The sequence below is a fragment of the Clostridium hominis genome, assembly GCF_014287825.1.
GTDB lineage: Bacteria > Bacillota > Clostridia > Clostridiales > Clostridiaceae > Clostridium > Clostridium hominis.
Genome location: NZ_JACOOO010000052.1, coordinates 82,756 through 97,835 on the forward strand (window position 1 = coordinate 82,756; position 15,080 = coordinate 97,835).

13 protein-coding genes and 1 pseudogene are annotated in these 15,080 nt (G+C 30.8%); 2 read left to right on the forward strand and 12 right to left on the reverse strand.

What is annotated here, in order from left to right:
- Positions 1 to 6 precede the first annotated feature (6 nt).
- The 5 genes from dnaJ to hemW form a co-directional block, all read right to left on the reverse strand.
- The gene (gene dnaJ, locus H8S20_RS20235) at positions 7 to 1,140 is read right to left on the reverse strand and encodes a molecular chaperone DnaJ (protein WP_032117974.1); all 1,134 of its coding nucleotides are present in this window, start codon (positions 1,138 to 1,140) and stop codon (positions 7 to 9) included.
- A gap of 264 nt (positions 1,141 to 1,404) precedes the next feature.
- Positions 1,405 to 3,258 (reverse strand): molecular chaperone DnaK, encoded by a 1,854-nt coding sequence (gene dnaK, locus H8S20_RS20240; RefSeq protein ID WP_032117973.1) that lies wholly within the window; start codon positions 3,256 to 3,258, stop codon positions 1,405 to 1,407.
- A 68-nt stretch (positions 3,259 to 3,326) separates the two neighbouring features.
- Positions 3,327 to 3,920, reverse strand: a complete 594-nt coding sequence (gene grpE, locus H8S20_RS20245; protein WP_032117972.1) for a nucleotide exchange factor GrpE — start codon at positions 3,918 to 3,920, stop codon at positions 3,327 to 3,329.
- 19 nt (positions 3,921 to 3,939) lie between these two features.
- Complete coding sequence (gene hrcA / locus H8S20_RS20250) at positions 3,940 to 4,971, reverse strand: heat-inducible transcriptional repressor HrcA (protein WP_032117971.1); 1,032 nt, start codon at positions 4,969 to 4,971, stop codon at positions 3,940 to 3,942.
- Between the two features lie 187 nt (positions 4,972 to 5,158).
- The gene (hemW, locus tag H8S20_RS20255) at positions 5,159 to 6,289 is read right to left on the reverse strand and encodes a radical SAM family heme chaperone HemW (RefSeq protein ID WP_032117970.1); all 1,131 of its coding nucleotides are present in this window, start codon (positions 6,287 to 6,289) and stop codon (positions 5,159 to 5,161) included.
- Positions 6,290 to 6,392: 103 nt separating this feature from the next.
- Here hemW and H8S20_RS20260 point away from each other — a divergent pair, with 103 nt between their 5' ends.
- A complete protein-coding gene (locus tag H8S20_RS20260) occupies positions 6,393 to 7,304 on the forward strand; it encodes a patatin-like phospholipase family protein (RefSeq protein WP_186861203.1) in 912 nt (303 codons plus the stop codon).
- A 45-nt stretch (positions 7,305 to 7,349) separates the two neighbouring features.
- On the opposite strand, the gene lepA is transcribed toward H8S20_RS20260, so the two are convergent.
- From lepA to gpr, 5 genes are all read right to left on the reverse strand, one after another.
- The gene (gene lepA / locus H8S20_RS20265) at positions 7,350 to 9,155 is read right to left on the reverse strand and encodes a translation elongation factor 4 (RefSeq protein ID WP_032117968.1); all 1,806 of its coding nucleotides are present in this window, start codon (positions 9,153 to 9,155) and stop codon (positions 7,350 to 7,352) included.
- A 143-nt stretch (positions 9,156 to 9,298) separates the two neighbouring features.
- A complete protein-coding gene (locus H8S20_RS20270; protein ID WP_051986838.1) occupies positions 9,299 to 9,733 on the reverse strand; it encodes a hypothetical protein in 435 nt (144 codons plus the stop codon).
- Positions 9,734 to 9,800: 67 nt separating this feature from the next.
- A complete protein-coding gene (locus H8S20_RS20275) occupies positions 9,801 to 10,922 on the reverse strand; it encodes a stage II sporulation protein P (RefSeq protein WP_186861204.1) in 1,122 nt (373 codons plus the stop codon).
- 94 nt (positions 10,923 to 11,016) lie between these two features.
- The gene (gene spoIIP / locus H8S20_RS20280; RefSeq protein WP_186861205.1) at positions 11,017 to 12,135 is read right to left on the reverse strand and encodes a stage II sporulation protein P; all 1,119 of its coding nucleotides are present in this window, start codon (positions 12,133 to 12,135) and stop codon (positions 11,017 to 11,019) included.
- 62 nt (positions 12,136 to 12,197) lie between these two features.
- Positions 12,198 to 13,172 carry a GPR endopeptidase gene (gene gpr, locus H8S20_RS20285; RefSeq protein WP_032117966.1) on the reverse strand — a complete coding sequence of 325 codons (975 nt, stop codon included), beginning with the start codon at positions 13,170 to 13,172 and terminating at the stop codon, positions 12,198 to 12,200.
- 174 nt (positions 13,173 to 13,346) lie between these two features.
- Here gpr and rpsT point away from each other — a divergent pair, with 174 nt between their 5' ends.
- Positions 13,347 to 13,610 (forward strand): 30S ribosomal protein S20, encoded by a 264-nt coding sequence (gene rpsT, locus H8S20_RS20290; protein ID WP_032117965.1) that lies wholly within the window; start codon positions 13,347 to 13,349, stop codon positions 13,608 to 13,610.
- A 31-nt stretch (positions 13,611 to 13,641) separates the two neighbouring features.
- On the opposite strand, the gene holA is transcribed toward rpsT, so the two are convergent.
- Positions 13,642 to 14,673 carry a DNA polymerase III subunit delta gene (holA, locus tag H8S20_RS20295; protein ID WP_032117964.1) on the reverse strand — a complete coding sequence of 344 codons (1,032 nt, stop codon included), beginning with the start codon at positions 14,671 to 14,673 and terminating at the stop codon, positions 13,642 to 13,644.
- A gap of 19 nt (positions 14,674 to 14,692) precedes the next feature.
- A pseudogene (locus tag H8S20_RS20300) lies at positions 14,693 to 15,080 on the reverse strand (ComEC/Rec2 family competence protein); the annotation flags it as partial.

The following is a 15,080-nucleotide window of genomic DNA, read 5'->3' on the forward strand; positions in this document are numbered from 1 at the left end:
GCTTCTTTACCTAAATAAGTCTTTAAGACCTTTTTTATGCTTTACTTCACCATCAACACTTTCCCCACAAGCTTCCATAAATGCTTTCAATGCATCTTTTTGCTTTTCGTTTAAGTTTTTAGGGATATCAACTATTACTCTTACGTATTGATCTCCTCTGCCTGATGAATTAACCCTCGGAACACCTTTACCCTTTAATCTAAATAAAGTTCCTGATTGTGTTCCTTCTGGAATTGTATATTTAACATCTCCATCTACTGTTGGAACAACTATTTCCACTCCTAGAGCTGCTTTACTCATAGAAATATGAGTATCTATATAAATATCATTTCCTCTTCTTTCAAATTGCTTAGATGATGCTACATTTATTCTTACATATAAATCCCCTGCAGGTCCTCCATTGTTACCATGTTCACCTTGTCCTCTTAACGGAATTATATTACCTGTATCAACCCCAGCCGGAACCTTAACCTTTATAACTCTTCTCTTTCTTACTTTACCTTTTCCAGAACATGTTGGACAAGGATTATCTACTATTGTTCCTTTTCCTCCACATCTATCACAAGTAGAAGTGCTTACGAAGCTACCAAGTGGTGTTTGTCTTTGCACTCTAACTTGACCGCTTCCTCCACATTGATCACAAGTTTTTGGTGTGCTTCCAGCCTTAGCCCCTGTACCACTACATTCTTCACAATTTTCATTTTTAGTAATTGTGATTTCTTTTTCTGTTCCAAATATAGCTTCTTCAAAAGTTAAATTTAAAGTATATTCTATATCTGCGCCTTTAGTTGGTCCATTTCTTCTTCTTGACGAACCACCAGCTCCGCCTCCGAAAAAGCTTTCAAATATATCACCAAAGCCTCCCATATCTGAGAAGTCAAAACCACCAAATCCACCTGATCCAAATCCACTTCCATCAAAGTCAGCAGTTCCAAATTGATCATATCTAGCCTTTTTCTCTGGATCAGAAAGTACTTGATATGCTTCATTTATTTCTTTAAACTTTTCTTCTGCTTCCTTATTTCCTTGATTCTTATCAGGATGGTATTTAATAGCTAGCTTTCTAAAGGCTCTTTTAATTTCATCATCACTTGCTCCCTTTTCAAGTCCAAGGGAAGCATAATAGTCTTTACTTGCCATCTATCATGTCACCACCTATTTAATTAATTACTTTTACAACTTTTTTGACTAAACAATAGTACCATTTTTAAATAAAACAGTAAACCACTTTATTTAGTTAATAGTTAATAGTTAATAGTTAAGCGTTAATAATTTCTGTTGAAACTCTGTAATTAACTTTTTGTAAAAACTACTCAAGTAATTTTATCTTTAATTTTTAAACTATCAATCTTAACTCTTAACTTTAAATAAGGGAAGACGGCTTTGTCTTCCCTCTATAATTTATTATTTATCGTCTTTAACTTCGAAATCAGCATCTACTACATTATCATCATGTTGAGCTGAACCTTGGTTTGCTCCACCCATGTTGTTTGGATCAAATCCTTCTGCTCCACCTTGAGCTCCTGCTGCTTGATACATCTTTGAAGATATAGCATAGAACTCTTGAGTTAATTCTTCTGTAGCTTTCTTGATAGCTTCTAAATCTTCTCCGTCTTTAACAGCTTTTAATGCATCTAGCTTAGAAGTTATCTTAGCTTTATCATCAGCAGCAATCTTATCTCCTAATTCCTCTAATTGCTTTTCTGTTTGATAAGCTAATTGATCTGCATTGTTCTTAACTTCTATAGATTCTTTTCTCTTCTTATCTTCTTCTGCAAACTTTTCAGCTTCTTTTACTGCTCTTTCTACTTCATCATCTGAAAGGTTAGTTGATGCAGTTATTGTGATGTTAGCTTCTTTTCCAGTTCCTTTATCCATAGCAGATACTTTAACGATACCGTTAGCATCTATATCAAATGTAACTTCGATTTGTGGAATTCCTCTTGGAGCTGGAGCTATTCCTGATAGAGTAAATCTACCTAAAGTCTTATTGTCAGCAGCCATTTGTCTTTCACCTTGAACTACGTGAATTTCAACTGATGTTTGACCATCTGCAGCTGTTGAGAATACTTGACTCTTCTTTGTTGGAATAGTTGTATTTCTTTCTATTAATGGTGTTGCTACTCCACCTAAAGTTTCAATTCCTAATGTTAATGGTGTAACGTCTAATAATAATACGTCCTTAACTTCACCTGTTAATACTCCTGCTTGAATTGCTGCACCGATAGCAACACATTCATCAGGGTTAACTCCCTTTGAAGGTTCTTTTCCAGTGAAGTTTTTAACCGCTTCTTGAACTGCTGGTATTCTTGTTGATCCACCAACTAATATTACCTTATCTATTTGGCTCATTGAAAGCCCTGCATCTGATAATGCTTTCTTCATTGGCTCAATTGATCTTTGAACTAAATCATGAGTTAACTCGTTGAATTTTGCTCTTGTTAAATTCATATCTATATGCTTTGGACCAGTTGCATCTGCAGTGATAAATGGTAAGTTGATGTTTGTTTGCATTGAAGATGATAGTTCAATCTTAGCCTTTTCAGCAGCTTCTTTTAATCTTTGAAGAGCCATCTTATCATTTCTTAAATCAATACCATTTTCAGCTTTGAAAGTCTCTGCGATGTAGTTCATTATTTTTTCATCGAAGTCATCTCCACCAAGTTTTGTATCTCCATTTGTTGATAATACTTCGAATACTCCATCACCTAATTCAAGAATAGATACGTCGAAAGTACCTCCACCAAGGTCATATACGAATATTTTTTCATTATGCTCAGTTTTGTCTAAACCGTAAGCTAAAGCTGCAGCTGTTGGTTCGTTTATTATTCTTAAAACTTCTAAACCAGCTATTCTTCCTGCATCTTTTGTTGCTTGTCTTTCAGCATCATTAAAATATGCAGGAACAGTGATAACTGCTTGAGTTACTGTTTCACCTAAGTAAGCCTCTGCATCAGCTTTGATTTTTTGAAGCACCATTGCTGATATTTCTTGTGGTGAATAAACTTTATCATCTATCTTAGTTTTGTGGTCTGTTCCCATTTCTCTTTTTATTGATATTATTGTATGATCTGGGTTTGTAATTGCTTGTCTTTTAGCAACTTGACCTACTAATCTTTCTCCACCTGCTTGAAAAGATACCACTGATGGAGTAGTTCTTGAACCTTCAGAGTTAGCAATAACTACTGGTTCTCCACCTTCCATAACAGCTACACATGAATTTGTTGTACCTAAGTCAATACCTATAATTTTTCCCATAATAATTTCCTCCTCGAAATCTATCTATAATTTAAAATCTTATTTGCTATTTTATCATTTTAAAATTGCTATTTAGCAACTGTCACCATTGAGACTCTTATTAATTTTTCGCCTCTTTTATATCCTTTTTGATATACTTGTGCAACATCATTAGTTTTTAAATTCTCATCTTCAACAACTTGAATTGCTTGATGGAAATTTGGATCAAATCCTGAAGTAGTATCTATTTCCTCAACACCTAATTTTTCTAAAGATGTTTTGAATCCTTTTATAGTCATCTCTATACCTTTTTTAAGATCTTCAACATTACCATCTACAGATATAGCTCTTTCAAGATTATCTAAAACAGGCACTAATTCCTTTAATACATCAACACACGCATCAGTATAAATACCCTCTTTTTCTTTGCTTGTTCTTTTTCTAAAATTATCATACTCAGCTGATAGTCTCATAAGTCTATCTTTTAATGTATTAAGCTCATTATCAAGTTTCTTCTTCTCATCTTTTAACTTTCTTACCATAGATAATGTATCCTCTTCATCACTTTCTTCCACTACTTCTTCTGTAGTGTCTTCTACTTCCTCAACTACTTCTTCAGTAGTCTCTTCATCTTTAACCTCTTCAAGAACTTCATCTTGTTCTAACTCTCTTTTCTCTTCCATTACTACACCTCAACAATCATTAATCAAGACTTTGATTTTTAAGACTTTTATTTAATTCCTTCATTACCTGAGCCATTATAGAAAGCACCTTAGAATAATTAATTCTTCTAGGTCCTATAAGCCCTATACTTCCTATTGCTCTTCCACCTAATGTATACTCTGCAGTTATTACAGAGCACTCTTTTGCTTCGGGAATATAATTTTCATCACCAATTCTTACAGTTATATCACCATCTGGCTCTAACAACTCTATTACACAATCTTTATTACTTATAAGTTGAATCATCTCTTTAGCTTTTTCAATATCGTTATATTCAGGATAATTAAATAGATTTGTAGTACCCTCTACTACTAATCCTTCCTTATCACTGCTATTTAAACTTTCATATAACGCTGGTAGTATAGCATTAAATAAATCATCAAATCCTGCCAATTCCTTTTTTAGTTCATTAATAACTTCTAGATTAATAGCTTCAATTGTTAAATTTTTTAATTTGCTATTTAAAACTTCATTAATTCTAGATAACTTATCACTAGGTGGCATATTGCTAATTTTAATTCTATGATTTTTAATAACTCCACTATCTGTAACAATAACTGAAATTAAGTTTGATTCATCTATTTTTATAAGCTGAATAGATTTAATATAGCTTCTCTTCATAGAAGGTGTTTGCACTATACATGTTAAATTTGTAAGTTCAGAAAGTAATAAGCAGGCTTCCTTTAATAATTTATCTACTTCATACATAGCAGAATTAATTATATATTCCTTAATCTTTAATTCTTCCTCTTTACTTAACTGAGCTTTTTCCATCAATCCATCAACATATAGTCTATATCCCTTACTAGAAGGTATTCTACCTGAAGATGTATGGGGTTGCTCTAAATAACCCATTTCTTCTAAATCCGCCATCTCATTCCTAATAGTTGCAGATCCTACTCCTAGGTCATACTTCTTAGCTATAGTTCTTGATCCAACAGGTTCACCTGTCATAATATAGTCATTAATGATGGCTTGTAATATTCTTATTTTTCTTTCATCAATAGCCATTACATCACTCCCATTGTTAGCACTCATTAATACCGAGTGCTAATGACTACATTATCAATATATTCTTATTTAGTTTTTTTGTCAATTTGATATTACGTTAAATTTTCAGAATATTTTTTGTAAGTTTTTATTTTTCCAAGTTTATCTCTTTTTTTCTTTATATTTCTTTAATTTACTTAGCATTTTATCATTTATCCAATATAAACTCTGCCATTACATTATTGGAGAAGTCCATTCCTCTTGGTGTTAAGTATATTCTATTATCTTCTCTTTTTAATAAGCCACTTTTAATATTTTTCTCTAAGACTTTCGCATATATACTATCTATAGGTTTATTAAATCTTTCCTCAAATTCCTTAACATCTATCCCTATATTCATTCTTAATCCCATAAATATAAACTCTTCTATTTCATCATCTTGTGAATTTTTATATTCCTCTTCATAAATTTCTAAACCTGAATTAATTCTACTTATATATTCTTCAATATCATCAATATTTTTAATTCTTACACCATTTATATACGAACTTGAAGCAGTTCCTAAACCTATATAATCCTTAAGCTGCCAATAAACCTTATTATGTTCACACTCTTTTCCTTCTAAACTATAATTAGATATTTCATACTGATGATATCCATATTCTTTTAAAATAGACTTTGTTAGGCTATCCATTCTTCTTTCCATCTCTTCAGTAGGAAGTTTTAATAATCCTTTTTCATATAAATTATAAAAAACCGTTCCTTCCTCTATTATTAAGCTATATGCCGATATATGATCTGGCTTTATCTCACATATAGTTTCTAATGTATTTTTCCAATCTTCCACAGTTTGATTTGGTAGCCCATACATTATATCTACATTTATATTTTTAAAGCCTACTTCCCTTGCTAAATTGAAATTTTCTAAAAATTCTTCATAACTATGAATACGACCTACTTCTTTTAATAAAGAATCTTTTGTTGATTGTAATCCAAAGCTTATTCTATTAACACCACCATTTTTCATAGCAACTAATTTATCTTTAAAAAGAACTCCCGGATTACATTCCATGCTAAATTCAATATCTTTATGTAGATTCAGGTTTTTAATCGCAGCTAATAACCTCTCTATTTGGTCTACTTCTAAATATGACGGTGTTCCTCCTCCAATAAAAATAGTTTTAATTATATAACCACTAGCTCTCATTTCAATTTCTTTAATAAGTGCATTAACATAATCTTCCTTAAACCTTTCTTTACCTGAATAAGAAGGAAAATCACAATAAAAGCATTTCTGCTTACAAAACGGAATATGTATGTATAAACTAATTTCTTTCATTTTTTTCATCTCTTTCATCTTTTATAATTTTTTCTATTTAAATTATCATATAAAAATTCTCTGAATAAAATAATATATATAAATTTTAAGGAGTAAATATTAATTGAAGAATTTTAAAATCCTATCTTTTGACGGTGGTGGGATAAAAGGTGCTCTTTCTACTAGAATACTTCTCAGAATAATTCAAAAATTCCCCACATTATTAGACGACATAGATTTATTTGCTGGCACCTCTACTGGCGCCTTAATTGCCCTCTCATTAGCTTACTCTAGAAATGCATATATAGTAGATAATCTTTATAATGAAGATAACGTAAAAAAGATATTTTCCAAAAGAAGACCGAATCTTTTAATTCCTAAATTTAGTCATAAAAACTTATTAAAAGAATTAAAAGCCTCTTTTCCTGAAGATTTAAAGCTAAAAGATCTAGATCCTTATGTATTTATTCCAACCTTTAGTACTACTGGATTAACATCAAATTCCTGGGAGCCTGTTTTTTTTAATAATTTAACTAATAATGAAACCTCTGAATTTTCTGTCATAGATGCTGCTCTCGCTAGCTCTGCTGCCCCTACATACTTTCCAGCACATAAAGGGTTTATCGATGGTGGTGTAGTTGTTAATAATCCAACTCCTATAGCTTCTTTCTTTGCGCTAAGTAAACTGGATTGTATAAAAAGTTCTAGTCAACTACGAATACTCTCTATAGGTACCGGTGATTATCCTAATAAAATAACATCTAACACCTCTAAATGGGGTATTATTCAATGGGCCTTTAATCCATTTAAAATGATTAAATCTCCTATTTTAACTATTCTTCTAGAAGGCTCTAGTTTAGTTGAGGATATATACTGCAAAGAATTATTTATGCAAAACTATTACAGGTTAAATCCTACTATTCCAGATCATATTGAAATGGATGATTATAAAAAAGTTTCTCTTTTAAAAAGTATTGCAGACTCTATTGATTTGACAGATCTTTATAAATATATAGAAGATATTTTTTATAGATAAAGAAAGAAGGAGCTGTGCAATTTGGCAACAGCTCCTTGTTATATATTAATCTACTTTTAATACAGCCATAAATGCTTCTTGTGGAACTTCAACAGAACCTACCTGTCTCATTCTCTTCTTACCTTCTTTTTGCTTTTCAAGAAGCTTCTTCTTTCTTGATATATCTCCACCATAACATTTAGCAAGAACGTCTTTTCTCATAGCCTTAACAGTTTCTCTTGCTATAACCTTAGACCCCACAGCAGCCTGAATTGGCACTTCAAACATTTGTCTTGGGATTATTTCCTTTAACTTTTCCGCTATACCTCTACCTTTATGGTAAGCTCTTTCTTTTGGAACAATCATAGATAAAGCATCTACTACATCTCCATTTAATAATATATCAAGTTTAACAAGTTCAGTTCTTGCATATCCTTTTAATTCATAATCAAAAGATGCATATCCTCTTGTTCTTGACTTTAATGTATCAAAGAAGTCATAAACTATTTCATTTAATGGAATATCATATGCTATAGAAACTCTTGTCTCTTCTAGATATTGCATGTCTATGAAAGTTCCTCTTCTTTCTTGACATAAATCCATTATAGCACCAACATAATCAGTTGGTGATATTATATTAGCTTTAACTACTGGTTCTTCCATGTAATCTATTTCCGTCGGTTCTGGTAAGTTTGTTGGATTTGTAAGTTCTATTAACTCTCCATCAGTCTTAATAACTTTATATATAACAGATGGTGCTGTTGTAATAATATCTAAATTGAATTCTCTTTCTATTCTTTCTTGAATTATTTCCATATGAAGTAATCCTAAGAATCCACATCTAAATCCAAACCCTAACGCTATTGATGTTTCTGGTTCAAAATCTAAAGCAGCATCATTTATTTGTAGTTTTTCTAATGCTTCTTTTAATTCATCATATTTAGCTCCATCTACTGGATATATACCTGAGTAAACCATCGGTACAGCTTTTTTATACCCCGGTAAAGCTTTTTCTGTTGGTCTATCAGCTTCTGTTATAGTATCACCAACTCTAGCGTCTGCTACATTTTTAATTGAAGCCGTTATATATCCAACATCTCCAGCCATCAATTCTCCAATAGGTAATAATCTTGGAGTGAATACTCCAACTTCTGTTACATCATAAACTTTATTTGTGTTCATAAGCTTAATCTTTGTACCTGGTTTAACTTTACCATCAATTACTCTTACATAACACACAACACCTTTATAACTATCATAGTATGAATCAAATACTAAACACTTTAAAGGTGCTTCCTCATCTCCAGTAGGCGCTGGAACTTTTTCTACTATTGTTTCTAAAACATCTGCAACATTTAAACCTGTTTTTGCAGATATCATAGGCGCATCATGAGCTTCTATCCCTATAACATCTTCAATTTCTTGTTTAACTTCATCTGGTCTTGCTGATGCTAAGTCAACTTTATTTATTACTGGTGCTATTTCAAGATCATTATCTAGTGCTAAATAGCAATTAGCTAAAGTTTGAGCTTGTATTCCTTGAGTTGCATCTACAACTAATACAGCTCCTTCACAAGCTGCTAAACTTCTTGAAACCTCATATGTAAAGTCTACGTGACCTGGAGTATCAATAAGGTTTAATATGTATTCCTCACCACTTGGACGTCTATAAACTAGTCTTGCTGCTTGAGACTTGATAGTGATTCCTCTTTCCCTTTCGATCTCCATATTATCAAGAACTTGTTCTTCCATTTCTCTTTGAGTAAGGGTTCCAGTAATCTCTAATAGTCTATCTGCTAATGTCGATTTACCATGGTCTATATGTGCTACTATTGAGAAGTTTCTTATCTTTGATTGTCTATTACTTTGCATATATCTTAACTACTTTAAACAATAAAGCAGCTTTTTCACCCCCATTTATTTAAATCAAGCTAAATTATAACATACATCACCGAGGAGGTGTCAAGAATAATGGGTTATAACTATAATTTATTACTGTGTAATTGTTTTAAATATTATTCACTTTCTAAAGAATTAATAAAATCATCAACTACATTTTCCAATTCACTATTGCTTTCCTCTTCATTAACAGGTTTATCACTATCTGTTTTTTTAATAAATTTTTCTTCTATTTTCTTATAGCTATTTTCAAAAAAATTTATTACAGGATTAAAAATTTTCAAAAACGGATTGTTTTTCGTTAAACTAATTTCTTTTTTATTTATTTTCACTGTAGCAGAACTATCTCCCTCTTCTCCTAAATAAATTTTTACTGGAGATTTATCCATAATAAATTCTGAAAAGTCTTCACCAAACTCTTCATTTATTTTATTAAAGTTATCTTGAAAATTTCCTACTGGAGATAATATTTCTGTATTGATTATATTGATTTTTATTACACTTATTATAATAAATATAGCTATTACGCAAAAAATTAAATACTTTTTCATAAAAAAGCACCCCCTAGCTTACTAGCTATAAGGATGCTCACTTTTTCATCATTTTATTCAGTTCTTTTTATTCTTTAAAATATTCTGCTATTATTCTTGCCATATATTTCGCTGAACGTTTAGCCTCGATGGATGAATTTACATTTGCTCCTACTTCCCAAACAACAATATTATCACTTAAGCTCATATTAAATCCATTTATTCCACCAATATCATAATGGAATATATCTTTATTTCTCATAAGCCCTGGAAATAAACTGTTAGTAATTCCAGCCAATCCATTTGCTAAATCTGTATTAGCTTGTAATCTACTACTATTCACGCTTGTTACAAACATTATTCTTGCCAGGTCTTGTCCATTAATATTAGCTGTTACAAGATTTTTATCCTCAACAGAATCCCTGTGCAAGTCTATTATTAAATCAAAGTCTCCATATTCATTTAAATAACTCTGAAGAGTTTCTTGTGATCTATCATAACATACAGTGTAATTATTATCATGAATAGTCTTATCATGAACAACAGTTATTCCGTAACCTTCTTCTAACTCTTTAGCTAAAACATCTCCAACACCCATTACATTAATATCTTCGTTGTCAGTATTCCATCTAGCATCCGCGCCTATTTCTGAATACCCTTCATGGCTGTGCGTATGATATATTAAAACTTTAAGATTTAACGGTTCTAATATAGCCTTTAAATTTGGATCAAAAGCTTCACTAACTCCATTTAGTTGCTCTAATTCCTCCTCAGTAACCTTCGCTATACTATTTTCACTTACTTCATATCGTGATAAAAATGGTATTTTTGATTTACTTGCCACTTCTAGATTTCCTATATTTTTAAATAAGCTTATTTCATTTTCTATAATACTAGACGTACTAATTTTAGTTAAACCTAACGTTTCGCCTATAACTTTCTTTAATGTTAATTTACTCTCATAATGAACACTCTCATCATATACCGTTGTCTCAACTAGCGGCATAGAAAAATTTAATAATTGAACATAAGGTAAAGCCCCTCTTTCACTATAGCTATTTATAACATTAAAAGCTCTAATCGCCAAAAATATAACTATAAGAATCATAACTACATATCCAATATTAAATTTTGTTTTTCCTCTTGCTCTAAAATTATTTATAGGAGCACGTCTATTAATATTAAAATTGTTTGAAAAATATCTTTCCATGCAAATATCCCTCCCTACCTCTATATGTATATGAGGGTTTTACATAATTATTAATACAAAACAAAAAAATATTTATTTTTAACTCTAACTTTACTTATTTATCTTTTAAATACTCTGCTATAATTCTTGCTATATATTTAGCTGTAAGCTTAGCTTCAACAGAAGTATTCATAGTTGTCCCAACTTCCCACACTACACTTTTGTCGCTAAAGCTCATATTAAATCCATTTATCCCTCCTGGGGAATATTGAAGAATTCTTTTATCTCTAACAAGTCCAGGAAATAAACCATCTGATATATCTGCTAACTCATTTGCAAGATTAGTATTAGCTTCTAAATTAGTACTATTCTCAGCCGTAACAAACATCATTCGTGCTAAGTTTTGTCCATTCATATTTGCTACTACCGTTGATCTATCTGTTGCCGAATCTCTATGAAAATCTATTATAAGATCGAAATCCCCATACTCATTTAAATATCGTTGTAATGTTTCACCTGATAAGTCATAACAAAGATTATAATTATTATCATGAATAGTTTTATCCTGGATAACTGTTATGCCATACCCTTCTTCTAGCTCCTTTGTTAGTACCGAAGCCGCTCCCATAACATTTATATCCTCATTTGCACTTCTAAATCTATCATCATCTGGTCCTGTCTTTGATTCATAGTAGCCTTCTTGGCTATGGGTATTATATATTAATACTTTTAAGTTTTTACCTTCTAAAACAGATTTTAAATTGGGATCATATGCTTCGCTGACTTGATCTAATTGTGCTAAATCCTCATCTGTAACTCTTATAACACTATTTTCACTTACTTCAAAAGGTGAAAAAAATGGCAAAATAGGTTTGCTTACACTTTCAGCTATACTAAAGTCTCTGTCTATTTTAATATTCTTAAAAAATTTTACTTCATTACTTATAATTCCATAGGTATTTATATTTTTTAAACCTAATGTTTCTATCACAACTTCCTTTAAATCTAATTTATTCTCCATATACACTCCCTCATCATAAGCTTGTACTTCAACTACTGGCATTGAAAAATTTAAAAGTTGTACATAAGGTAAGCTACCTCGTTCACTTCTCCTATTTATTACCGTAAAAAATCTATAAGAAAAAAATATTACTATAATTAGCAATACTATATATCCAATATTGATTTTCTTTCTATTCACAGGTCTATTATTTCTTACTTCATATCTTCTCAAAGTAAAATCCCCCCTTACACTTTATGTATATGGGAGGATTAACATAATCATTCACCAATAGACTAATTCAAAAATTTATTTATATCTTCTAATTCCATATCTGGTTGTATAGCTATATTTATTCCATTAGCTACAACTTTAGCTAAATTCTCTACTACTAAATCTACATCTTTAGGTGTAACCATAAGCTCTCCAACAAAAGGAGTTAATACTTCTCTAATAAGAGCATTTTTCTCTGCACGATCTACTGAATTTAACATATTATAAAAATCTTTTCCTGTTTGTGACTTACTTATAAGATCATCTAATAATAAATCCATTGCATCATTAACAATAGTCGCTGCATGAACCACTGTTGGAACTCCTACTGCTATTACTTTACAGCCTAAACTTTCTTCATTTATCTGCATTCTATGGTTTCCAACTCCAGCACCTGGTGAAATTCCTGTATCTCCTATTTGTATAGTTCTATTAACTCTTTCAAGCTTTCTAGCACCTAGAGCATCTACACAAATAACTAAACTTGGCTTTATTCTATCTACTAAAGATTTAACTATCTCCCCTGTTTCAACTCCTGTTATTCCTAAAACACCTGGAGCCAACGCACATACCGGTCTTACAGAATCATCTATAGCATCCGGCATTAATTCTTTAATATGTCTTGTTACCATAGTTTTTTCGACAACCTTTGGCCCTAATGCATCGGGAGTCACATTCCAATTTCCTAACCCTACAACTAAAACTAACTTTTCTCTACCTACATCTACCAACTTCTTCAATGTTTTACCAAAAACTTTAGACACTTCATCCATACTTTCACCATCATATAATGCAAAATCCGGAATATCAAGAGTAATATAGTGACCTTTTGGCTTTCCAAGTTCACGCCCAGCCTCATCACTTTCTATAGTAACAGTGGTAATTTTAACCTCCCCATCTTTTTCTTCATCAACTTTTACACCATCTAATTCTCTCTTATTTTCTTCTGTATATGCCTGTTTAGCCTCGATTGCGAGGTCTGTTCTTATATTAATCATATCTTTCCTCCTAGGTTTTCTTAAGCCATCATAGTTATTTTCCCAAATAAGTTTTAATTTCATACTTGAACTTACAAAGTTTCAGTGTTATAATAACAGATGTTAAAAATGAACTCGTACGCAGATTCCCCAAAAACTGCAGAGGCCCTATAAAACTTTAAGGGGGTGAATTGAATGGCAAACATAAAATCAGCAAAAAAGAGAATTAAAGTTACTGAAAAGAAGACTTTAGAAAACAGAATGGTTAAATCAGCTTTAAAAACTGCTATAAAGAAGTTTGAAGCTGCTGTAGCTGCTAACAACGCTGAAGAAGCTAAAGCTTTATTCGTTAAAGCTGCTAAGTCTTTAGACATGGCTGCTCAAAAAGGTACTGTTCACAAGAACATGGCTGCTAGAAAGAAATCAAGATTAGCTGCAAAATTAAACGCTATGGCGTAATAAATAAAAGCCGGTGAGAAATCACCGGCTATTATTTTACCATAAATGTTTTAAAAAGCATAAGCTCCATTTCAGTTTGTTTATCTGATGCTGATGATTTTAATTTATTTTCTGCATCAACACATACCTTTATAAGTTCATTTAATTGTTTTAAATTAAATTTTTGGCATTGGTTTATTATTTTTTCACATACAAATTGGGGCAATCTATATTTACTCATAAAGAAGTCAACTCTCTTACCTTTAGATAAGTATACTTTAAATTCATATAGCCTCTTAAAATGATTCTGTATAGATGTAATTATAAGCATGTGCTGGTCTGCTTTAAATAATAATTCATCTAATAAATCTAGAGCCTTTTCAACTTTTCTTTGTGATATGTATTCAACTAAATCAAAGATATCATCTTCGCTTTTTGAATATAGTAATTTATCGATATCTTCCTTAGTTATTTCTCTTCCCCATGCATATGAATCTAGTTTTTCTATTTCTCTTTTTATAATATCAAAGTTATTAGGTACCTTATCTGCAAAGTATTTAACTTGGATTTTTCCAATAGCTCTTCCTTTATCCCTAAACATGTCTTCAATTTTCTTATAATATCTATCTTTTTTTAATTTATCACAATGAACCACTTTCATATGCTTATCTAAATTTAATAACTTTTTATTTTTTTTAGGTGTTTCCCTTTTATCATTAAATAAATAATACATTATAAGTATCGTATCTGGAGTCATATTTTTCACATAATTTGAAACCTCTGTATAAACCTTTGAACCTTCTCTATCTGTTTTTTCTCTTAAAAAATTTGCTCTATAAACTACAACTACCTTTTTATCTTGAAAGAAAGACATAGTCTCACAAGCATTTTCTATCTCCTGACAAGTTGTTTGTAAACCATCAAGCTTAATCAAATTTAGATCTATAGACTCCTTACTTATAGTCCTCTTTACGATAGAATTTATACTTTCTTTAATTAATTCTTCATCTAATCCACAAAATACATATGAATTCGCTATCTTATTTTTTTTAATTTCATCTTCAAACTGTTCTAAATTTATCAAGATTATCTTTCTCTCCTTATTACCTAGAAATTACTTTATCATCAAATATAATTACTTCCTGTAATTCACCTGTGCTGAAATCTATTATATCATATTCATTATCTAATTTCCCTTTATTAACTACTAACATATATTCTTTTTTAACAGTCTCTAATTTATAATGTTTCCCTTCTTTTTTTATTGTTATCTTATCTTTTATTTTTATCTCGTTAAACTCTTTGTAAATCTTATCTGACATGGTTATTTTTTTTAGTTTAGCTTTATCGACTAATGTTTTAGTCTGTATTAAAACATTTTCCCCTCTAAAGCTAACTAATAAAGCTCCTTCTTTATAATACTTTATATTAGGTAAAGGATTATAAACTAATATAAATATATAAACTAGCGATATAATTGGTAATATTATG